Here is a 21,151-nt window from a genome sequence, read left to right on the forward strand (position 1 = left end):
CGGCTTTGCAAGCGAAAGATAGGAGCTCAAGCTTTTCTCAAGCTGTCGTCGCGAAGTGCGTCATTGAACCTTTTCGCTTCGCGGCGCCTTCTGCGATTGCAGGAAATAGATGATCTCGGCGACGGGCCGGAAGAATTCCGGCGGGATCAGCTGATCGACCTGCACCGCCTCATAGAGCGCGCGTGCCAAGGCCTTGTTCTCGATCACCGGAATCCTGTTCTCTTCAGCCACCGCGCGGATCTTGAGCGCGATCGCGTCCATGCCCTTGGCGAGGACCATCGGCGCCGGATTCTCGTCGCGCTGATAGCGCAGCGCCACCGCAAAGTGGGTCGGGTTCGCAATCACCAGCGAGGCACGCGATGCAGCCGCGATCATTCGCTGGCGCGAGCGGTCGCGCGCCAGCGACCGCAGCCGCGCCTTGATCAGCGGATCCCCTTCGGCCTGCTTGTGCTCGTCCTTGAGCTCCTGTCTCGTCATGCGCAACTCACGTCGCCAGTGGAAGCGCGCCCAGGCGAGGTCGATCGCCACCAGCACGATGGTCGCGATGCAGATCGCCGAGACGATCCGCATGGCGATGGTCAGGATCATCTCCGGCAGCGCCACCGGATCGGTGTACATCGCCTCGAATGCCCTCGCCTCGGAGGATCGCAGCACGAAGCCGACGACAAGGCTCACCGAAACGAGCTTGAAGATGGACTTCGCGAATTCGACGAGCCCCTGCGTCCCGAAGATCCGGCTCCAGCCCTGCGCGGGCGATATCCGCGAAAAATCCGGCTGGATGCGCTCGAGCGCCAGCCGCGGCGCGTTCTGGAGCAGCGAGGCGGCCAGCCCGAACACCGCGAGAATGAGAACCGGTGGAAGCAGGAAGCGCAGCGCTTCCAGGCCGACGACCGACAGCAGGTCTTTCGCGTCCGCGGCGGTCCGCAGGCGAAAGCCGTCGGGATCATCGAGCAGAGCTTTCAAGGTCGGAACGAGCTGCTGGACGCCCTGCCCGATCAGGAACGCCTGGATCACCATCAGCGCCGCCATCGAGGCGAAGATGGAAGCCTCCCGAGACACCGGAATCCTGCCCTGCTCGAGGGCATCGCGGATCTTCTTCTCGGTAGGCTCTTCTGTTTTGCTCTCCTGATCGGATGTCTCTGCCATGCTGTTCAGCGGTCAGCGAAAGACCAGCTCATCCTCCTGGTCGGGGTTGAGCTCGATCTCGCCCTTCTCCGCCAGATCGAGCGCAAGGTCGGTGATGACGCGCCGCGCCTCCAGCACGTCGCGCTGGTTCGACGGCTCGCCGATCGCCAGCTCGTGCTCGACGACGCGCCTGACGCGCGAGGCGACGGAGGACAGGATCAGCTCGCGGAAATTCTTGTCCGTGCCCTTCAGCGCGACGACGATGCGATCGGTCGGCACCTGGTCGAAGATCATGGTACGCGCCTTCGGCGTCAGGTTGACCACGTCGTCGAAGGTGAACAGCAGCTCTTTCAGCACCTCCGCCGATTTGGGGCGCTTCTCCGACAGGCTCTTCAGCATGTCCTCGATATGACCGCGCTCCATCTTGTTGATGATGTCGGCCACCCGCGCGTAGGTGTCGGCACCGAGGTTCCGGGCGAAGTTCAGCGTCAGGTCCTCATGCAGCGTCTTCTCGACGATGCGAATGGCATCGTCGACGATCGGCTTGAGGCTCAGCACCCGCCGCATCAGCTCGTTGCGCAGGCTCGAGGGAAGCTGACTCATGACCTTGGCGGCGCAGGCGGGCTTGACCTTGGACAAGATCACCGCCGCGGTTTGCGGGTGCTCCTTGGACAGGTAGCTCGCCAGCGAGTTCTCCGAGACCGACGACACCCGGTCCCAGACCGACCGCGAGGAATTGCCGAGCAAATCCGACATGATCTGGGAAACCTGCTCGGCCGGCAGGACGTCGCCGAGCACGGCCTCCAGGCCCCCGAGCGTGCCGAGAATATTGGCGCCCATGGAAAACTGCTGGGCGAATTCCTCGACGATCCCTTCCAGCTCCTGCGCGGTGATCGGGCGCAGCTCGGCTGCAGCCTTCGTGACGATGCGGATCTCCTGCGGCTCGAACTGCTGCAGGACGCTTGCGGCCGCCTGCCGGCCCATCGCGAGCAGGAGTGCTGCGACCTTCTCCGTCCCTCCCAGCGTGGCAACGCCTCGCTGCTTGACGGCGGTTGCGATGCCCATCGGTTCCGCCACGATCAGGCTTCACCGTGACCGCCGAGCGGCCCGACGATCTCCGTGAGCGATACGCCGAAACGCGAATTGTCTTCCTCGACGACCACGACTTCGCCGCGCGCGACGATCCGGCCGTTGACCACGACGTCGACGGGTTCGCCGACCCTGTGATCGAGCGGGACCACGGCGCCGCGGCCGAGCTTCATGAGGTTGGCCACCGGCATGGTCGCGGCGCCCAGCACCACCTGCACGGTGACGGGAATGCGCAGGATCGCGTCGACATTGGCGAACTTGCCGGATTCCTCGGCCGTCCGCGCCGCGATCTCCGCCAGCCGCTCCAGCGGCGAGGTGTCGATTTGCGCCTCACCGGACGCCGCCGCCCGGGTGGCAGATGACTCATAATCGAAAGTTTGCGCCATTTGGTCTTGCCTCTTGAAAACGTCCTCCCAGAGTTCTGCTCCGGGACGATCCCCCTGCCTGCGCGCCGACGTCAGGCTGCCGTCCTACGGCTGCTCCGCATCGCCGCCCCTGCCAGCCTGCGACCGCCGCGCGTCCAGCGCCGTGATCGCCTCGTGAGCCTGATCGATCTTGCCGCTGAGCACGTTGGCCAGCCGACCGAGATTGGCGGTCGAGTCATGGGCGGCCTTGATGACGGTATCGAAGGCGCCCGCCGTCTCCTGCACGATCGTCGAGAACTCGCCCTGGTAGCTGCGCAGCCGCGCCAGCTCACGATGCATCCGCGTCACCCGCATGCTGGTGAAGGCGAGCGCAATGAGCAGAACCGCATCAACGAGATAGGATATCATCGACAAACTCCCGCTTCTGATCGACGGGATCCGCTACCTGCATGGCGTAATAGCCATCGAGCTGGCCGATCTGACACCAGAACAGCACCTGGTTGTTGTTCTCGAGCCTGGCGAGCGTGCGCGGCGTGGCGTTGAGCTCGATGACCTGCCCGACCTTGAACTGCGCGACCTCGCCGAGGGAAAGCACGCACTCGTCCAGCACCGCGCTCAACGAGACCTCGGTGCGCTGCACCTCGCTCTCCATCTGGCCGCGCCAGTTCGGATCGGAGGCGCGGCCGTCGGAGACGACGACATGGGCGAGCTTCTGCCTGAGCGGATTGAGCGCCGAATGCGGGATGATCAGGAACATCTGCCCGCCGCGAAAGAGCGCCTGGAGCATGATGTTGGCGCAGATCGACATGTTGCTGCTGCGCCCGATCGCGAGCGAGGCCATCGCGGTCTCGACCCGCTCGAGGCGGAAGGTGACGTCCGAGGTCGCGGCGAAGGCGGACTGCAGCGACTTGGCGAAGCGCTCGAACAGCGCCTGCACCACGCGGAGCTCGATGTTGGAGAAGGACCGCTCGACGTCGATCGGCGGCTCCGCACCGTCGGAGCCGAACAGCGCCTCCACCATCGTGAACACGAAATCGCGGTCGAGCACGATGAGGACCCTGGTGTCCCACTGCTCGGCATAGAGTACCGCGGCGACCGCGTTGCCCTCGTAGTCCTTGACGATGTCGCCGACGCGCCCGTTGCTGATGCCGTTGACCGAAAAGTAGCACGGTGTCCCGGCCATCGGCTGGAGACTGTCCGTGCAGGATGCCGCCATGCGATCGAAGATCACATTGAGCATCGGCATGCGGTCGATGGAGATGCCCGCCGCATCGAGCAAATAGTTCGGCAGCCGCTTCTGCTGCTCGACGTCGATCCCGTCCATCATCATGCTCTGGCAGCCTTCGGTTCGGCGTCGGTCACGACGGCTTTCGGTCCGGCGATCGTCTCGTTCTCGACCACGTCGATCGACGGACGCTCGGTACTGGCGATCATCTTGCGGCCGTGCTCGACCGCGATCTGCGGCATGGCGCCGTTCATGAAGGCGAGCAGCGTCTGCTTGACGATGATGTAGGGCCGGCAGCGCTTCTCGCGGGTCATCTTTATCTTCAGGGCGAACGGCGAGATGATGCCGTAGGAGAGGAAGATGCCGGCAAACGTGCCGACCAGCGCCGCACCGATGAAACCGCCGAGAAGCTTCGGCGACTGGTCGAGCGCGCCCATGGCCTTGATGACGCCGAGCACGGCGGCGACGATGCCGAGCGCCGGCAACGCCTCCGACACCACGACGAGGGCATTGTAGGGCGTGAGCTTGCTCTTCACGATGGTATGGATCTCCTCGTCCATCAGCGCCTCGATCTCGTGCGTGCGGGCGTTGCCCATGATGATCAGGCGCACGTAGTCGCAGATGAACTGCAGGAGCGCGGTATCCGCCAGCACGCTCGGGAACGTCTTGAAGATTTCGGACGATGAGGGATCGTCGATATGCGCCTCGACCTCGTTGCGGCCCTTGCCGCGCAGCTCGCGCATCAAGGCGTGAAGGGCACCCAGGAGGTCGAGATAATAGCGTTCACCCGGCACTGCGCCGGTAACCGCCTGCACACAGGCCAGCCCGGTATCCACGACCGTTTTCCACGGATTGGCCACGATGAAGGTGCCGGCCGCGGTACCCATGATGATGACGAATTCCCACGGCTGCATGAGCACGGCCAGATGCCCGCCCATGGCGGCAAATCCGCCGAGCAAGGCGGCCACCGTGATGATGATCCCCACGAAACTGCCCAACGCGCCGCTCCATCGCCAATCCCGTCGGCCATGTCTATGCGGCGACGCTTGCGCGAAGCTGGCTTCCCCCTGGCCAGCCCCGCGCAAGCTATTCGCGGCAGCTTGGGGCGATGTCGCAACGGCCGCAAGGGGACGCGTGTCATGCTATCCACGATCGCGGACTACACGAGAATAACCAAGGACATGGGCAAGTCGCTGACGCTCGTCGCGAAGCAGCCCGATGTCAGCCGCGAGACCGACTATTTCCTCGCCAACATCGGCAAGGTGAAGAGCATCGACGACTTCCTGAAGGACTATCGCCTCTACTCCTACGCGATGAAGGCCTATGGCCTCAGCGACATGATCTACGCCAAGGCTTTCATCCGCAAGGTGCTGACCGAGGGTGTCGCGACCACGAATACTTTCGCCAACAAGCTCTCCGACACCCGTTACCGTGAGTTCGCCACGGCCTTCAATTTTGCCGCACTCGGCAGCAACGCGACCCAGACCACCCAGGCCACGACCGGCACAGCCACCCAGTATGTCACGCAGACGATGGAGCAGAACGCCGGCGACCAGAACGAGGGCCTGCGGCTGGCGCTCTATTTCACGCGCAAGGCCTCCTCGATCAAGAATGCCTACCAGATCCTCGCCGACAAGGCGCTGACGCAAGTGGCGCAGACGGCGCTCGGCCTGTCGGCGACCGTCAGCTCGGCCGACATCGACAGCCAGGCCGCGATGCTGACGAAGATGATCAAACTCACCGATTTCCAGGATCCGGCCAAGGTCACCAAATTCGTGCAGCGCTTCGCGGCGATGTGGGATGCGAGCCAGGCCTCCAGCGACATCAGCAACGGCAGCTCGACCAATCCCGCGCTGATCCTGATTGGCGGCGCGTCGACGACTGCCAGCATGGATACCGACATTCTCTCGAAACTTCAGTCCATCCGGCTCGGAAAGTAAGTCATGCAATCGGCTCTTTATGTGGGATTGTCGGCCCAGGTCGCGCTCGAGAAGCGCCTTCAGACGATCGCCAACAACGTTGCCAACGTCAACACGGCGGCGTTCCGCACCGACGTGGTGAAATTCGAAACCGTGCTGTCGCGCGCGGGAGCGAATCCGGTGGCGTTTTCCTCGCCGGGCGACAACATCATCTCGCGCGAGGCCGGCAATCTCTCCGAGACCGGCAACCCGCTGGATGTCGCGGTGGTGGGCCAGGGCTGGCTGGCGTTCGCCGGCCCCAACGGCACGGTCTATACGCGCGACGGCCGCCTCCAGATTGCTCCCAATGGCGATCTTCAGACGCTGACCGGCTTTCCCGTCATCGATTCGGGCGGGGCACAGATCACCGTCGACCCGAACGGCGGACCGCTCGCCATCGCACGCAGCGGCGCGATCACCCAGGACGGCAACGAGATCGGCACGCTCGGCCTGTTCAACATTCCGGCCGATGCCAACCTCGATCGCTACGGCACGTCGGGCATCGTGCCCGATCGTCCGGCCGCTGCCATAAGCGATTTCACCAAAGACGGATTTCGGCAGAGCTATGTCGAGGGATCGGGCGCCAATCCGATGCTCGAGCTGACACGGCTGATGTCGGCCTCGCGCGCCTTCGACGGCACCAACTCGCTCGTCGAGGGCACTGAAAGCTCGCTCCAGAACGCGATCCGCACCCTGGGCGAACCCGCCAAATAGCCTTCTCTCCGAGGACTTCCCTTGAACGCTCTCCGGCAAATCGAGTGGGCGCTGCAGGAGCTGCAGCAGAGCACTCCCATTGCAAGCACCAGCGGCGCCATTTCGGAGATCGCGCCGACGCATTTTCGCGTGTCCGGCCTGTCGCGTTTCGTCAAGCTCGGCGAGCTCATCGGGGTGACGACAGGTGGCCGGCCCCAGATCGGGGAAGTGGTCCGCATCGACAGCGACGGCATCATCGCAAAACCGTTCGACCGGCAATTCGCAGGCGGGCTCGGCTCGGTCGCATTCCGAATGCCTCCGCTGTCGCTTGCACCCGATGCGAGCTGGAAAGGGCGTGTCATCAACGCGCTCGGCGTGCCGCTCGACGGCATGGGCGCGCTGATTCCGGGATCGCGCGCGGTCTCGGTCGAGGCGGAAGCGCCTTCGGCCATGAAGCGGGCGCGCGTCCACAAGCCGCTGCGCACCGGCGTGCGCGTGATCGATCTGTTCGCGCCGATCTGCGCCGGCCAGCGGGTTGGCATCTTTGCCGGCTCAGGCGTCGGCAAGTCGACGCTGCTCGCGATGCTGGCGCGCAGCACCGGTTTTGACACCGTCGTCCTGGCCCTGGTGGGCGAGCGCGGCCGCGAGGTACGCGAATTCGTCGAGGATGTGCTCGGCCACGGCCGCGACCGCGCCATCACGATCGTGTCGACGGGCGACGAGAGCCCGATGATGCGACGGCTGGCGCCGAAAACCGCGATGGCGATCGCCGAATATTTTCGCGACCGCGGCGAATCGGTCCTGCTGGTGGTCGATTCGATCACCCGGTTTGCCCACGCCTCCCGCGAAGTCGCGCTAGCCGCCGGCGAGCCTGCGGTCGCGCGCGGCTACGCGCCGACGGTCTTCACCGATCTGCCACGCCTGCTCGAGCGGGCCGGGCCCGGAGAGGAAGGCACCGGCACGATCACCGGGATCTTTTCCGTGCTGGTCGACGGCGATGATCACAACGAGCCGATTGCCGACACCATTCGCAGCACGCTCGACGGACACATCGTGCTCAGCCGGCACATTGCCGACCAGGCGCGTTACCCCGCCGTGGACATTCTCGCCTCCGTCTCGCGCCTTGCACATTGCGTCTGGGATCCCGAGGAGCGCGAGCTCGTCAGCAAGCTGCGATCCATGATCGCCAAATATGAAGACACGCTCGACCTTCGCCTGATGGGCGGATATCAATCGGGGCGTGATTCGGGGCTCGACCATGCCCTCGACATGGTGCCGAAGATCTATGGCGCGATGCGCCAGGATGCTTCGGCCTCGCCCAGCGCTGATGCGTTTCGCGAGCTGAGAGACATGCTGAAGGCCGGTTAGCGCTATCGTGCGGCGAATGGGCCTTCGCGTTAAACGCATGACTCAGCACCCACGCGCGATCGTCGAAGCGGAGCGTCAGCACAGCGACGACCAGAATCGCCGTGCACTGCGGGCATAGCTCGTTGCACACGATCGGCGCATGATGAGGCCGGCAGGCATTCAACTCCTGAGCGCGATGTTGCATATCGCCTCCCGAATTCCGGCAAGTGACGCCGCAAGCCGGCTAACGCGTATGCATGTCGTCATACTCATGCATAAGCTCTCATCACGCTGCCTCACCGGCGAACAATATGTTCGTTTTCACACAACTGTCGCATCGACCATGCTCGTCGCGTGGCGCATGAGGTGATTCACGCTGGTGAATTTTCGAGGGTTCGCCGGTCAAAGTTGTACACTGTGGAGAACTCGCGCACGGGAGCCGCTCTGGACGAAACACAGAGATCTTCAAGAGCGTCTCTACTTGCTTTTCATGACAAGGTCAGTCATCGTTTTTGCGCTGGATAAGAAACGTGGGCTGACTGACTTTGGAATGCAGGGGCTTCGGTTGAGCAAATTCGACCCATCGTCCGACGCTGATGGCGACAGCGACTTCCGTTCAACACTGCCACATCCGACATGCCATCGACGGCGCGGTCCGCGGCGAGCCGCATCGCGACGGTCGGGGTAGGTCATGCCCCTTGCACGCGAAGCAGTCGAGCTGCTGATCCAGGCGGCGAGAGCCTGGTATTTCGAAGGCGACCGACACGGATTGCGCGATCGGGAATGGATGGCCCTGCGCTTTCTCGGGCGCGCCAACAGGTTCTCGCGGACACCGTCCGCACTGGCTGGCTTCATCGGCGCAACGAGAGCCACGGCTTCACAGATCGTGAAGACGCTCGAGACCAAGTCATACATCATCCGCAAGCCTTCGCACGAGGACAAGCGTTCGGTGGTGCTCTGCGTCACCGCTCAGGGTGAAAAGTGCCTCGCACAGCACGACCCGATCAATCCCGTGCTGAACGCCGTCACCGCGCTCGACTCGGAGGAACGCATCCGGCTGCGTGATTCCTTGCGGGAGATCCTCAACCAGCTCGACGCGACACATCAGCGCCTCAACGCCAGCATCTGCCGGGACTGCATGTTTCTGGCCGAGCGCAGCGCGCCCAAGGGGCGCGCGGGCACCGAGTATACCTGCCGGCTCTATCGCGCTCCGATTTCGCCCGACGAGATCGAGCTCCTCTGCGCAAGCTTCGAGCGCGCAAACGACCGGCTGAGGGTCGACGAGCCCGCTGACAGGATGCGCGTCGCGAGCGTGTAAACCCCGTGCGGTATTTTCCGCGTGGGCCGACCGGCTGGCGCCATTGCAGGCGCAAGCCGGCGCCTTCCGCCGCTGGTATTCTTATTGCAGGATGCTAAGCTCGCCGGCTACCTTGGACGAGGTGCCGGCCGATGACAGTCCCGATCTGCTGTCATCAATGGCACCGGAGGAGGGATGGAAGGCAGCATGGTCACGCCCGCGCCGGCTCTGGTACGCTTTTCCGGCATTCAGAAGACCTACGACGGCGAACACCTCGTGGTGAAGAACCTCGACCTCGACATCAGGAAAGGCGAGTTCATCACCTTGCTCGGCCCCTCCGGCTCGGGCAAGACGACCACGCTGATGATGCTGGCGGGCTTCGAGGTTCCGACCCATGGCGAGATCTACCTCGCCGACCGGCCGATCAAGAACATGCCGCCGCACAAGCGCGACATCGGCATGGTATTCCAGAACTACGCGCTGTTTCCGCACCTGACGATCGAGGAGAATGTCGCCTTCCCGCTGTCCGTCCGCAAGGTCAACAAGGCGGAGACGCAGGAGCGCGTGCGGGCGGCGCTGCGCATGATCGAGATGGAGGCCCTGGCGCAGCGGCGGCCGGGACAATTGTCCGGCGGCCAGCAGCAGCGCGTGGCGCTCGCCCGCGCGCTGGTCTTCAATCCCCAGATCGTGCTGATGGACGAGCCGCTCGGCGCCCTGGACAAGCGCCTGCGGGAGCAGATGCAACTGGAGATCAAGCAACTGCACGAGACGATGGGCATCACCGTCGTCTACGTCACGCACGACCAGAGCGAGGCGCTCACCATGTCGGACCGCATCGCCGTGTTCAACGACGGCATCGTGCAGCAGATCGACAGGCCCGACGCACTGTACGAGCATCCCGTGAACAGCTTCGTCGCCCACTTCGTCGGCGAGAACAACGTGCTGGCCGGCACCGTCGAGACGATCGAGCAGGGATATTGCCGCGTCGCGCTCGCCTCCGGCGGTTCCGTCATGGCCCGGGCAGTCAACGTGGCGAGCAATGGCGCCGCCACCTCGCTGTCGGTGCGACCGGAGCGGATCTCCATTATAATGGACGGGGCGACCAGCGAGGGACCGAACCGTCTGCCGGCCACGGTGCAGAGCACCATCTATCTCGGCGACCACACGCTGGCCGTGCTCGAGGTCGGCGGCAACGAGGAGTTCATGGTCAAGCTCCAGCCGGGCGGACATAACGGCTTGAGGCAGGGCGAAAACGTGTCCATCACGTTCCGCCCCGAGGACTGTCTGGCCCTCGATCCCGTGTAATCGAAACTTTTCCTCCACGCGATCGGGCCGGAGCACATCACTTCCAGGACGCAACTCACAACAAGAAGGGAACGAAGACGATGCTGAAGCTCAAGATGGCACTTGGATTCGCCGCGACGCTGACCGCCGGCGTCGCTCTGGCCACGGTCGCGCAGGCGCGCGACCTCACCGTCGTGTCGTGGGGCGGGGCGTATCAGGACGCCCAGAAGAAGGTTTATTTCGAGCCGTTCAAGAAGGCGGCCAGCGTCCCCATGAACGACGAATCCTGGGACGGCGGCATCGGCGTGCTGCGCGCCAAGGTGCAGGGCGGCGCCGCGACCTGGGACGTCGTCCAGGTCGAGAGCGAGGAGCTTGCGGTCGGCTGCGACGAGGGCCTGTTCGAGAAGATCGACTACACGAAGATCGGCGGCGAGGCCGCCTATCTGCCGCCGTCGGTCAATCCCTGCGGCATCGGCGCGATCGTGTACGATTTCGTTCTCGGCTACGACAAGGACAAGCTGAAGGACGCGCCGAAGGGCTGGGCGGACTTCTTCGACACCAAGAAATATCCGGGCAAGCGCAGCCTGCGCCAGGGTCCGAAGACCACGCTGGAGATCGCCCTCATCGCCGACGGCGTGCCGCCGGCGGACGTCTACAAGGTGCTGGCGACCGACGAGGGCGTCGATCGCGCCTTCAAGAAGCTCGACACCATCAAGGGCGACCTCGTCTGGTGGAAGGCGGGCGCCCAGCCGCCGCAACTGCTCGCCTCCGGTGAAGTGGCGATGACCTCGGTCTATAACGGCCGCATCGACACCGCGAACAAGAACGAGAAGAAGAACTTCGGCATGGTGTGGGACGGCGCGCTCTACACGCTCGACAGCTGGGTCATCCTGAAGGGCAGCCCGAACAAGGACGCCGCCTACAAGTTCCTCGACTTCGCCGGCAAGGCCGAGAACCAGGCCAAGCTGTCGGAGAACATCGCCTACGGCACCTCGAACAAGAACGCCGCGGGGCTCATCCAGCCGGCCGTTCTGAAGGACCTGCCGACGGCGCCGGACAACATGAAGAACGCGGTGGAGATCAACGTCGCGTTCTGGCTCGAGAACATCGACCGCCTGACCGAGCGCTTCAACAAGTGGGCGGCCAAATAGCGCCCCGCAAGGCTTAAAGCGATGACGGAAGCGTTCCTGACCCGCGCCGATGCGCCGACCGACGTCCCGCTCAAGCGCCGCCTCAAGCGGGCGGAGCGCGCGCGCCAGTTCAAGGCATTGTCGCTGGTCCTGCCGCTTCTGGCATTCCTGCTCTTCACCTTCTTAGGGCCCATCGCCGGCATGCTCTGGCATGCCGTCGACGACTGGGAGGTGCGTCAGGTCCTGCCGCACACCGTGGCTGCGCTGGCCGCGTGGGACGGCAAGGATCTGCCGGACGAAAAGGCTTATGCAGCGCTGGCGGACGATATCCTGGCGGCGCGCGCCGCCGGGACGCTCGCGATCGCTGCCAAGCGGCTCAACTACGCGGTCAATGGCTTCCGCACCATCCTCACCAGCACGGCGCGCAATCTGAAGGCTCAGCCTGAACCCGGCACGGCGAAGGAAACGCTCGGCAAGATCAATCCGGCCTGGCGCGACCGTGCGACCTGGGCGGCGATCAAGGGCGCCAGCGGCCCGGTGACAAGCTTCTATTTGCTGGCGGCGCTCGACCTGACGCGAAACGTGGACGGCGCGATCGTCGCAGCGCCGCCCGATCAGGCCATCTACCGCGACGTCTTCGTCCGCACCTTCACCATCGGCCTCAGTGTCACGGTGCTGTGCCTGATCCTGGGCTTCCCGGTCGCCTATCTGCTGGCGACGCTGCCGGCCGGCCCGTCGAATCTTCTCATGATCTTCGTGCTGCTGCCGTTCTGGACCTCGCTTCTGGTGCGCACCTGCGCCTGGATCGTGCTGTTGCAGAGCAACGGCGTGGTGAACGACTCCCTGCGCTTTCTCGGCCTCATCGATGCGCCGATGCGCCTGATCTACAACCGCTTCGGCGTCTATGTGGCGATGACCCACGTGCTACTGCCCTTCATGATCCTGCCGCTCTACAGCAGCATGAAGGCGATCTCGCCCGCGTACATGCGTGCCGCCGCCTCGCTCGGCGCGCCGCCGCTCGCCGCCTTCCTGCGGATCTACCTGCCCCAGACCCTGCCCGGCATCGCAGCAGGAAGCCTGCTCGTCTTCATCCTGGCGCTCGGCTACTACATCACGCCGGCCCTCGTCGGCGGCGGCGCCGATCAGATGATGAGCTACTTCATCGCCCTCTACACCACCGAAACCGCCAACTGGGGCCTCGCATCGGCCCTGGGCGCGCTGCTGCTGGCCGCAACGCTGCTGCTCGGCGTCGTCTATGGAAAGCTGGTGCAGGGACAGCAGGTCACGGGAGGAATGAAGAATTGAGCGGCGATGCTTCCCTCCGCACGGCCAGCCAGCGCATCGCATGGCGTGCGACGATCATCCTGTCCACGCTGGTCTTCATCTTCCTGATGGCGCCGATCCTGGCAATCATGCCGCTGTCCTTCAGCTCCGGCTCCTATCTGACCTATCCGCTGCCCGGCTTCTCACTGCGCTGGTACGACGAGTTCATCCATTCGGCACGCTGGATGGCGTCGGTGAAGAACAGCATGATCATCGGCGTTGCCTCGACGGTGCTGTCGGTCGTGCTCGGCACGCTGGCCGCGCTGGGGCTGGCGCAGTGGAAGAGCCGGTTCAAGCCGCTGGTGCTGGCGATCGTGCTGTCGCCGGTCGTGGTGCCCGGCGTCATTACCGCGGTCGGCCTCTACTTCTTCTTCGCGCCGATCGGACTGACCGGCAGCTACTCCGGCCTGATCCTGGCCCACACCGCGCTGGCGACGCCGTTCGTGGTGATCACGGTCGGCGCGACGCTGCAAAGCTTCGACATGAACCTGGCGCGCGCCGCAGCGTCGCTCGGCGCGCCGCCGTTCTACGCCTTCCGCCGCGTGATCCTGCCGCTGATCCTGCCGGGTCTGGCATCTGGCGCGCTGTTCGCCTTCGCCACCAGCTTCGACGAGGTGGTGATCGTGCTGTTCATGGCCGGCCCCGAGCAGCGTACCCTGCCCCGCGAAATGTTCAGCGGCATCCGCGAGAACATCAGCCCGACCATCACGGCGGCGGCGGTGATCCTGACCACCGTCTCCGTCATCCTGCTCGCCACTATGGAAGGCCTGCGCCGGCGCAATGAACGACTGAAGGGCAACAGCGGCTGATGGCACAGCGCAGGAGTCGTCGCCCCGACTTCAGCCGTGATACGCGAACAGCTCGACAGGCTCGTTGAAGCCGCGCACCGGATGCTCGCCGACGCGCTCCAGCTCGAAGTCGTTCTTCACGAGGTCGGCGAAGGCGCGCGAGAGCAGCACGGTTCGCCCCAACTGCTTTGTGAGGGTTTCGAGCCGCGAGGCCATGTTGACGGCAGGGCCAATGACGGTGAAGTCAAGCCGGGTGCGCGAGCCGATATTGCCGTACATGACGTCGCCGACATGGGCGCCGATCCCGTAATGCAGCGGCGCGCGGCCGGTGACGCTGTTGTTCTCGTTCAGCACCGCCATGGCCTGACGGGCCTCGCTCACGGCCCGCAGCAGGTTTGCGCAAGCCGAGGGCTGGCTGAGCGGAAAGATCGCGAGCAGGCCGTCGCCGATGAACTTCAGGATCTCTCCGCCATGCCGCACGATCGGCTCGGACATCGCGTCAAAATAGTCGTTGAGGAGATCGATGACGTCGTCGCGCGGCCAGTTGTCGGAGATGCGCGTGAAATCGCGCAAATCGCAGATCAGGATCGCGGCGCGCACCGTCGTGCCGCTGCCGCGCCTGGTGGCACCGGCAAGAATGAGCTCGCCGGCATGCGTCCCGACATAGGTTTCGAGCAAGGTGCGCGCCAGGCGGTTCTTCATGCGGATTTCGCTAACCAGCGCCAGGACCGGGAGCAGTTTCAACAGCCCGGCGACATGCGCGTCCTCGAAACCACCAGGCCGATCGGTTGCAAAGGTCACCATGTGCCGCTTGCCGAGCGTATGGTGCAGAGGCCACGCCACATAATCCGTCAAGCCCTTGGCCCGCATCTCATCATAGACGGCATGCTTGCGGCCCAGCGACGGATCGCGTTCGAGGTTTTCGTGGACCTCGGTAGCACCGTCGTACATTTCGTTTGCCGGACTGCCAATGTATTCGGATCGTCCCCTGACATCGTAATCGACCCTCGCAATCTCAGCCTCGTGCATTCCGTCGGCCCACATGATCCGCGCGCCGAGCCATTGCGGATGGTGGATCAGAAGATGAAGCGTCGCCCGCTTGACCGGAATGCCCGCCTGCTGGAGCCGGATGCACATCTCGGCAAAGATGTTGTCGATGAAGCGCTGATCGCGGGTGTCGTTGGTCAGCCAGTGCAAGACGTCGCTGCCCGGAAGCGCAGCGGCAGGATCGATGTTTTGCAGCGCATTCATGGGGTGCTCCTGGGCCGGAACTGGGTCGGGTGCAGGATATGTCGTGTCTCGGGCCGGCGGCGTCAATGGCGGCGACCGGTCCGCAGGATGGGTCGAACGAAGCGAAACCCATCGAGGTCCTAAGCGACCGGAGCGGATTACACGGAGCGAGAAGGGCGGGAGAGCTCTTTGCGTATATTGGAATAGGGCATTGACACGACGCATTTCACAGACCTGAATAGAAGGTGACGTCCTTGCTCTGGTAGTCCCCGCTCCATGCGTGAACCGGTCTTGCGTGTTGAAGATCTTCGAGCCGAATTTCGGATTCGCGCGGAGTGGTATCCGGCCGTCGACGGCGTCTCCTTCACTCTCGACCGCAATGAGACGCTGGCCTTGGTCGGCGAGTCCGGCTGCGGAAAATCGGTCACCGCCCTCTCCATTATGGGCCTGGTACCGCATCCCCACGGTCGCCTGACGGCGGGCCGCATCCTGCTCGACGGAACCAATCTGCGAACGCTTGATGAGGCGGGTTTCGAAGCTCTGCGCGGCGACCGGATGGCGATGATCTTCCAGGAGCCAATGACGAGCCTCAATCCCGTGATGAGTATCGGGGCACAGGTTGCCGAATCGCTGCGCATCCATCGCGGCCTGTCGCGAGCGGACGCGGACGCGAAGGCGCTCGCCGTTCTCGAAGAGGTGAAAATTCCGTCCGCCAGGCAGCGCTTCCACGACTATCCGCATCAATTTTCAGGCGGCATGCGCCAGCGCGTGATGATCGCGATGGCGCTTGCCTGCGAGCCGACGCTCTTGCTTGCCGACGAGCCGACGACAGCCCTCGACGTGACCATCCAGGCGCAGGTGCTTGGGCTCCTCGCCGACCTGAAGGCGCGGCACGGCATGGCGATGCTGTTCATCACGCATAATCTCGGTGTCGTTGCCCAGATCGCCGATCGCGTTGCCGTCATGTATGCGGGCCAGATCGTCGAGGAAGCGCCTGTGCGCGAGATTTTCACGCAGCCAGCCCATCCATATACGCGCGCGCTGTTCTCGGCGATCCCGCGCATGGATCGCGCCGAGCAGACGCTCGCCGCCATTCCGGGCCGCGTGCCACCCTTGAACGACATGCCGAAGGGGTGCCGCTTCGCGCCGCGATGCCCGTTGCGCCGCGCCGGGTGCGAGACGCCGCAAGTTCTGGCCGCCGCTGGCCCACATCATCTTGCGCGGTGCCACATCGCGACCAACACTCTTGCCAAGGAGCTCGCCCGTGCTTGAAACGGATGGCCGGGTCGTCATGGTCTCCGGCGCCTCGCGCGGAATCGGCCGCGCCGTGGTCGAGCGCCTGATCGCGGGCGGCTATTGCGTCTCGGCCGGCGTGCGCGACGCCCGGGGACTGACCGGATCGGATCGGCTGATGCTGCAGCGTTACGACGCCGAGCAGCTGTCCTCCGCGGAGGCATGGGTTGCGGCGACGATCGATCGTTTCGGCCGGCTCGATAGCCTCATCAACGCGGCCGGAATCAATCCGGAAGCTGATCTCACCGATCCCGACGAGACGGCGCTCGACGCCATGATGCTGATCAACGTCAAGGCCCCGATGCGGCTCATTCGCCTCGCGCTCACGCATCTTGCGAAGAGCGGCGAAGGACGCGTGATCAACGTCGCCTCTATGTCCGGCAAGCGCGTCCGCAATCCCAACGCCGGTTACGCGATGAGCAAGTTTGCGCTCCTCGCACTCACCCATGCCGTGCGGCAATACGGCTGGGACCACGGCATTCGCGCAACCGCAATCTGCCCGAGCTTTGTTGCGACCGACATGACCGCGCATGTCACCAAATGGCCGCGCGAAAAAACGAGCGATCCGCGCGATATCGCCGAGCTGATCGCGACGGTCCTGCGCCTGCCCAACACGGCGACCATCGCCGAGCTGCTGGTCAATTGCCGGCTGGAGGACATGCTATGAGATTGCAACGCCTGGCGGAGACGGATCGGCCGGCCCTGTCATTCATGCTCGACGGCGCGCCCGCCGCCGCACTCGAAGGCGATACCCTGCTCACCGCTATTCTCGCGCAGGACGGCCATTTGCGCGCGAGCGAATTCGGCGATGGTCTCCGAGCCGGCTTCTGCCTGATGGGGGCATGCCAGGATTGCTGGGTGAACGTCGAGGGTCTCGGCCGCGTGCGCGCCTGCACCACCGAGATCACCGAGGGCCTGCGCGTGTCGCGCAGGATGGTGCAGCCATGAGCGTCGTCATCGTCGGCGCCGGACCGGCCGGCACGCGCGCGGCCGAGGTTCTTGCCGGCGCAGGCTTGCGCCCCATCGTGATCGACGAAGCGCCGGACAGCGGCGGGCGCATCTATCAACGCCAGCCCGCCGGATTCCACCGTACGGCGCGGGACCTCTACGGCTTCGAGGCGGCAAAGGCGCAGGCCGTACACGACGTCTTCGACCACCTGCGGCCCTCGATCGACTTCCGTCCGCGAACGCTTGCATGGAATTTGCGGTCCGGTGTGATCGACACGATCTGCGACGGAAAGGCGAGCGCAGTGCCTTTCGAGCAGACAATCCTCTGCACCGGCGCGATGGACCGGGTGATCCCGCTTCCGGGCTGGACATTGCCTGGCGTCTTCACTCTGGGCGGATCGCAGATTTCCTTGAAGGCGCAGGGCTGCGCCATCGGCGCGCGCGTCGCCTTTCTCGGGACGGGTCCCCTGCTTTATCTCGTCGCCTATCAATATGCCCGCGCCGGCGCGCAAGTCGTAGCCGTGCTCGACACGACACCTTTCGCCACCAAGGCGAGGCAGGCGTTCGGTCTGATGCGTGGCAGGGCAACCTTCGCCAAGGGTCTCTATTACATCGCCCGGCTGCGCGCGCACGGCATCCCCATCGCGGAGGGCGTAACCCCGCTCATGATCGCGGGCAGCGGCCGGGTCGAATCCCTGAGCTGGCATGACGCACGCGGCGCCAGGCACGAGGCGGCTGTCGATGCCGTCGCGCTCGGCTGGGGGCTGAAGCCGGAGGCGCAGCTCGCCGATCTCGCCGGCGTGCCGTTCGACTTCGATTCCGTGCAGCACAATTGGGTGCCGCGCCAGGATGCCACCGGCCGGACATCCGTCGAAGGCGTGTTCCTTGCCGGCGACGGCAGCGGCATTCGCGGTGCGGATCTCGCCGAGGCGGCCGGCGCACGCGCTGCCTGGGCCGTGCTGGCGGCGCGCGGCTTGGCGGTCGATACGCATGCTGTCGCGCGCCTCGATGCGACGCTGGCAGCCGGCGCCACCTTCCGCGCCGCACTGGAGCGGGCATTTCCATTTCCGGCAAAGCTCGCGGCTGATATGGCCGACGATACGATCCTGTGCCGGTGCGAAGCGATCACGGCCGGCGAAGTGCGCGCGGCTGCGAACGAGGCATCGGCGACGCTTCCGCCGCCGGAAGTCAATCGGGCAAAGGCCCTGACGCGTGTCGGCATGGGACGTTGCCAGGGGCGCGTCTGCGGCGCGGCAGCGGCCGAGGTGCTGGCGTCAATGCTTTCCTGCCCAGTGGAGCAAGTTGGACGGCTGCGCGGACAGCCACCCGTCAAGCCGATTCCGATCCTTCCCGCGGAGGCCGCATGAGCGCGACGCGGACCGATGTGCTGGTCGTGGGCGGCGGCGGCGCCGGCTGCTCCACGGCCTTGCATCTCGCAAGCCGCGGCGTGCGATGCATTCTGCTCGAACGCGGCCAGATCGGCGGGCAGGCCAGCGGCGTCAATTACGGCGGCGTGCGCCAGCAGGGACGGCACGCGGCCGAATTGCCGCTTGCCCGCCGCTCCCGCGAAATCTGGGCAAGGCTGCCCGAGCTCGTCGGCACCGACTGCGAATTCGAGGTGACCGGCCACCTGAAGCTCGCACGCAACGAAGCCGAGGAAGCCGATCTCGTCGCCTATCTTGATGTTGCCAAGACCAACGGACTTCCGCTGATCATGATCGGGGGCAACGCCATCCATCAGCAATATCCCTGGCTCGGCCCCGACGTCGCTGCCGGTTCGTTCGCACCTGATGACGGCGCCGCCAACCCGCGCCTGCTCAGCCCTGCGCTCGCGCGAGCCGCGCGCGACAAGGGCGCCGATGTCCGGGAATTCTCGCCGGTCAGCAATCTGGCCCACGACGGCACAGAGTTCATCGTGCAGTCGGGCGAGCATGAATTTCGGGCCCGATATCTCGTCAACACGGCCGGCTATTGGGGCGCCGCGATCGCCAAGGCATTCGGCGAAGTTGTTCCCATCTCGCCGCTCAACCCGAACATGCTGGTGACCGAGCCCCTGCCCTACTTCATCACGCCCAATCTGGGCGTCGTCGGCGGCGACGTCTATTTGCGTCAGATCCGCCGCGGTAACGTAATCTTCGGCGGTGGCCGCGGCGAATCCGATCCGGATGTTCCGCGTTCGCGGCCATTGCCCGAACCAAGCTATGCAGTCATGGCGAAGGCGCTCCAGCTCGTGCCGCAGCTCGCGGGCGTACAGGTGATCCGCAGCTGGACCGGCATCGACGGCGAAACACCGGACGACATTCCAGTCATCGGCCCGAGCCGCACGACGCCTGGCCTGTTTCATGCTTTCGGGTTTTCAGGTCATGGCTTCCAGCTCGGCCCCGTCATCGGGGCCATCATGAGCGAGCTCATCCTCGACGGACGCACGGACGTTCCACTCGAGCCGTTCCGTATCGATCGTTTCGCACAGGACGCTTTAATCAACCAACAGGGACAGAGACATGAAGCTTCGCGTCACGCTTAGTGCGGCACTCGCAGCCGCCACCCTCGTTGCGGTGCCTGCTTCGGCGGCGCCAAAGACGGATCTGAGAGTCGGAATGGCCGCTCAGGATGTAGGCCAGCTCGATCCGCATCGCGCGGTCTCCACGATCGACCGTACGGTGGTTGCCTGGATCTATAACGGCCTCGTTCGCTTCAAGCCGGGAACGATGGACCCCACGCAGATCGAGCCGGATCTCGCGGAAAAATGGGAATCGAGTGCCGACAAGCTCGACTGGACGTTCCATCTGCGTCATGGCGTCAAGTTTCACGGCGACTTCGGCGAACTGACCGCCGATGACGTCGTCTTCAGCCTCAAGAAAGCTGGCGACGCCAAGACGTCGGCCTTCTCCGCCGACTTCGCCGCTTTCAAGACCATCGAGGCGACGGATCCCAACACGGTCCACATCATGCTGGCGCGGCAGGTGCCGAGTCTGCTCGGCCTGCTCACCAACTATTCCGGCGGCTATATCGTCAGCCGCAAGGCGGTCGAGAAATATGGCGCGGACTTCACCCGCAATCCGGTTGGCACGGGCCCCTTCGCCTTCGTTTCCGACACGCCAAACCAGTCCCTCGAACTCGCGGCTTTCGACGGTTATTTCCGCGGCAAGCCGAAGCTGCAGCACGTGAGCTACCGCTACATTCCCTCCGACTCCTCGCGTGACCTCGCCTTCCAGAACGGCGAAATCGACCTCATCTACGGCAAGCAGGATCAGGCCTGGATCAACCGCGTCCGCGCACTGCCGAATTCGATCGTCGACGTGTTCGAGCCCGGCGAGCTCGCCAATCTCAATCTCAACATCACGGCGAAGCCGCTCGACGACATTCGCGTGCGGCAGGCGATCGCCTACGCCGTCAACCGGCCGGAACTCGTCAAGTGGCAGGGCGCCGACACCGCACGGCCGGGCCAGAGCGTGATCCCGGCCGGCTATCTCGGATTCTCGAAGGATGTCGGCCTCGTCAACACCGACGTCGCCAAAGCCAAGGCGTTGCTCAAGGAAGCGGGCTATCCGGACGGCCTGACGATCAAGGTGATCCACACGCAGTTGCCGCAGATGCTGGGTAGCATGCAGGTCGTGCAGGCGCAGCTGAAGAAGGCAGGCATCAATCTCGACATCGAGGTGGTCGATCATGCCACGTTCCACCAGCAGATCCGCAAGGATCTGAGCCCGATCGTCTATTATGCCGCGGCGCGATTCCCCGTGGCGGACATCTATCTGACCCAGTTCTTCCACACGGCGAGCATCGTCGGGAAACCGACGGCGGTTACCAATTTCAGCCACTGCGACGTGGCGGACAAGGAAATCGACGCCGCCAAGACCGAGCTCGACACCGAAAAGCAGGTTGCCCTCTGGGTCGAGGCCCAGAAGAAGGTCGTCGCAGCCGTCTGCGCCGTGCCGCTCGCCGAAGCCCTGCAAATCTGGGCACATCGCACCGATCTCGACTACGGCTACGATTTGAAGGCGTCGCTGTCGCTTGGTCCGCTCTTGACCGAAGCCACGCACTTCAAGTGAAGGC

The 21,151-nt window shown here is 64.6% G+C and carries 21 protein-coding genes; 14 read left to right on the top strand and 7 right to left on the bottom strand.

Going from position 1 to position 21,151, the window contains the following annotated elements; all coding sequences use genetic code 11:
- Positions 1–60: 60 nt before the first annotated feature.
- From flhB to motA, 6 genes are all read right to left on the bottom strand, one after another.
- On the bottom strand, positions 61–1,146 hold the full coding sequence (gene flhB, locus QQL28_RS09620) for a flagellar biosynthesis protein FlhB (RefSeq protein WP_284264064.1): 1,086 nt from the start codon (positions 1,144–1,146) through the stop codon (positions 61–63).
- Between the two features lie 12 nt (positions 1,147–1,158).
- The gene (locus QQL28_RS09625; RefSeq protein WP_284264065.1) at positions 1,159–2,202 is read right to left on the bottom strand and encodes a flagellar motor switch protein FliG; all 1,044 of its coding nucleotides are present in this window, start codon (positions 2,200–2,202) and stop codon (positions 1,159–1,161) included.
- A gap of 2 nt (positions 2,203–2,204) precedes the next feature.
- Positions 2,205–2,600 (bottom strand): flagellar motor switch protein FliN, encoded by a 396-nt coding sequence (fliN, locus tag QQL28_RS09630; RefSeq protein WP_254098080.1) that lies wholly within the window; start codon positions 2,598–2,600, stop codon positions 2,205–2,207.
- Between the two features lie 84 nt (positions 2,601–2,684).
- On the bottom strand, positions 2,685–2,987 hold the full coding sequence (locus QQL28_RS09635) for a hypothetical protein (protein WP_284264066.1): 303 nt from the start codon (positions 2,985–2,987) through the stop codon (positions 2,685–2,687).
- Positions 2,968–3,909 (bottom strand): flagellar motor switch protein FliM, encoded by a 942-nt coding sequence (locus QQL28_RS09640; RefSeq protein ID WP_284264067.1) that lies wholly within the window; start codon positions 3,907–3,909, stop codon positions 2,968–2,970. The genes QQL28_RS09635 and QQL28_RS09640 overlap by 20 nt, the downstream gene beginning before the upstream one ends.
- Entirely contained in the window at positions 3,906–4,802 is an 897-nt protein-coding gene (motA, locus tag QQL28_RS09645) for a flagellar motor stator protein MotA (RefSeq protein ID WP_284264068.1), read from the bottom strand. The genes QQL28_RS09640 and motA overlap by 4 nt, the downstream gene beginning before the upstream one ends.
- Positions 4,803–4,943: 141 nt before the next feature.
- On the opposite strand from motA, the gene QQL28_RS09650 reads away from it, so the two are divergent.
- From QQL28_RS09650 to QQL28_RS09685, 8 genes are all read left to right on the top strand, one after another.
- The gene (locus QQL28_RS09650; RefSeq protein WP_284264069.1) at positions 4,944–5,744 is read left to right on the top strand and encodes a DUF1217 domain-containing protein; all 801 of its coding nucleotides are present in this window, start codon (positions 4,944–4,946) and stop codon (positions 5,742–5,744) included.
- Positions 5,745–5,747: 3 nt separating this feature from the next.
- On the top strand, positions 5,748–6,476 hold the full coding sequence (gene flgF, locus QQL28_RS09655; protein ID WP_284264070.1) for a flagellar basal-body rod protein FlgF: 729 nt from the start codon (positions 5,748–5,750) through the stop codon (positions 6,474–6,476).
- A gap of 21 nt (positions 6,477–6,497) precedes the next feature.
- Complete coding sequence (gene fliI, locus QQL28_RS09660; protein WP_284264071.1) at positions 6,498–7,823, top strand: flagellar protein export ATPase FliI; 1,326 nt, start codon at positions 6,498–6,500, stop codon at positions 7,821–7,823.
- 670 nt (positions 7,824–8,493) lie between these two features.
- Positions 8,494–9,120, top strand: a complete 627-nt coding sequence (locus QQL28_RS09665) for a MarR family winged helix-turn-helix transcriptional regulator (protein WP_284264073.1) — start codon at positions 8,494–8,496, stop codon at positions 9,118–9,120.
- 174 nt (positions 9,121–9,294) lie between these two features.
- Positions 9,295–10,404, top strand: coding sequence for an ABC transporter ATP-binding protein (locus QQL28_RS09670; RefSeq protein WP_284264075.1), 1,110 nt, complete (start codon positions 9,295–9,297; stop codon positions 10,402–10,404).
- 80 nt (positions 10,405–10,484) lie between these two features.
- Positions 10,485–11,534 carry an ABC transporter substrate-binding protein gene (locus QQL28_RS09675; protein ID WP_284264078.1) on the top strand — a complete coding sequence of 350 codons (1,050 nt, stop codon included), beginning with the start codon at positions 10,485–10,487 and terminating at the stop codon, positions 11,532–11,534.
- A gap of 21 nt (positions 11,535–11,555) precedes the next feature.
- Positions 11,556–12,818 carry an ABC transporter permease gene (locus QQL28_RS09680; RefSeq protein ID WP_284264080.1) on the top strand — a complete coding sequence of 421 codons (1,263 nt, stop codon included), beginning with the start codon at positions 11,556–11,558 and terminating at the stop codon, positions 12,816–12,818.
- Entirely contained in the window at positions 12,815–13,645 is an 831-nt protein-coding gene (locus QQL28_RS09685) for an ABC transporter permease (RefSeq protein ID WP_284264082.1), read from the top strand. Before QQL28_RS09680 ends, QQL28_RS09685 begins: the two co-directional genes overlap by 4 nt.
- Positions 13,646–13,675: 30 nt before the next feature.
- Here QQL28_RS09685 and QQL28_RS09690 read toward each other — a convergent pair whose 3' ends face one another.
- The gene (locus QQL28_RS09690; RefSeq protein WP_284264083.1) at positions 13,676–14,875 is read right to left on the bottom strand and encodes an adenylate/guanylate cyclase domain-containing protein; all 1,200 of its coding nucleotides are present in this window, start codon (positions 14,873–14,875) and stop codon (positions 13,676–13,678) included.
- A gap of 255 nt (positions 14,876–15,130) precedes the next feature.
- On the opposite strand from QQL28_RS09690, the gene QQL28_RS09695 reads away from it, so the two are divergent.
- From QQL28_RS09695 to QQL28_RS09720, 6 genes are read left to right on the top strand one after another with little or no spacing between them, the layout of a single operon-like run.
- On the top strand, positions 15,131–16,126 hold the full coding sequence (locus tag QQL28_RS09695) for an ABC transporter ATP-binding protein (RefSeq protein WP_284264085.1): 996 nt from the start codon (positions 15,131–15,133) through the stop codon (positions 16,124–16,126).
- Positions 16,119–16,814, top strand: a complete 696-nt coding sequence (locus QQL28_RS09700; protein ID WP_284264087.1) for an SDR family NAD(P)-dependent oxidoreductase — start codon at positions 16,119–16,121, stop codon at positions 16,812–16,814. Before QQL28_RS09695 ends, QQL28_RS09700 begins: the two co-directional genes overlap by 8 nt.
- The gene (locus QQL28_RS09705; protein WP_284264089.1) at positions 16,811–17,095 is read left to right on the top strand and encodes a (2Fe-2S)-binding protein; all 285 of its coding nucleotides are present in this window, start codon (positions 16,811–16,813) and stop codon (positions 17,093–17,095) included. The genes QQL28_RS09700 and QQL28_RS09705 overlap by 4 nt, the downstream gene beginning before the upstream one ends.
- A complete protein-coding gene (locus tag QQL28_RS09710) occupies positions 17,092–18,462 on the top strand; it encodes an FAD/NAD(P)-dependent oxidoreductase (protein ID WP_284264091.1) in 1,371 nt (456 codons plus the stop codon). The genes QQL28_RS09705 and QQL28_RS09710 overlap by 4 nt, the downstream gene beginning before the upstream one ends.
- The gene (locus QQL28_RS09715; RefSeq protein ID WP_284264093.1) at positions 18,459–19,619 is read left to right on the top strand and encodes an NAD(P)/FAD-dependent oxidoreductase; all 1,161 of its coding nucleotides are present in this window, start codon (positions 18,459–18,461) and stop codon (positions 19,617–19,619) included. The genes QQL28_RS09710 and QQL28_RS09715 overlap by 4 nt, the downstream gene beginning before the upstream one ends.
- Positions 19,597–21,147 (top strand): ABC transporter substrate-binding protein, encoded by a 1,551-nt coding sequence (locus QQL28_RS09720; RefSeq protein WP_284264095.1) that lies wholly within the window; start codon positions 19,597–19,599, stop codon positions 21,145–21,147. Before QQL28_RS09715 ends, QQL28_RS09720 begins: the two co-directional genes overlap by 23 nt.
- The last annotated feature ends 4 nt before the right edge of the window (positions 21,148–21,151 follow it).

This window comes from Bradyrhizobium iriomotense (assembly GCF_030160715.1).
GTDB classification, from domain to species: Bacteria; Pseudomonadota; Alphaproteobacteria; order Rhizobiales; family Xanthobacteraceae; genus Bradyrhizobium; species Bradyrhizobium iriomotense.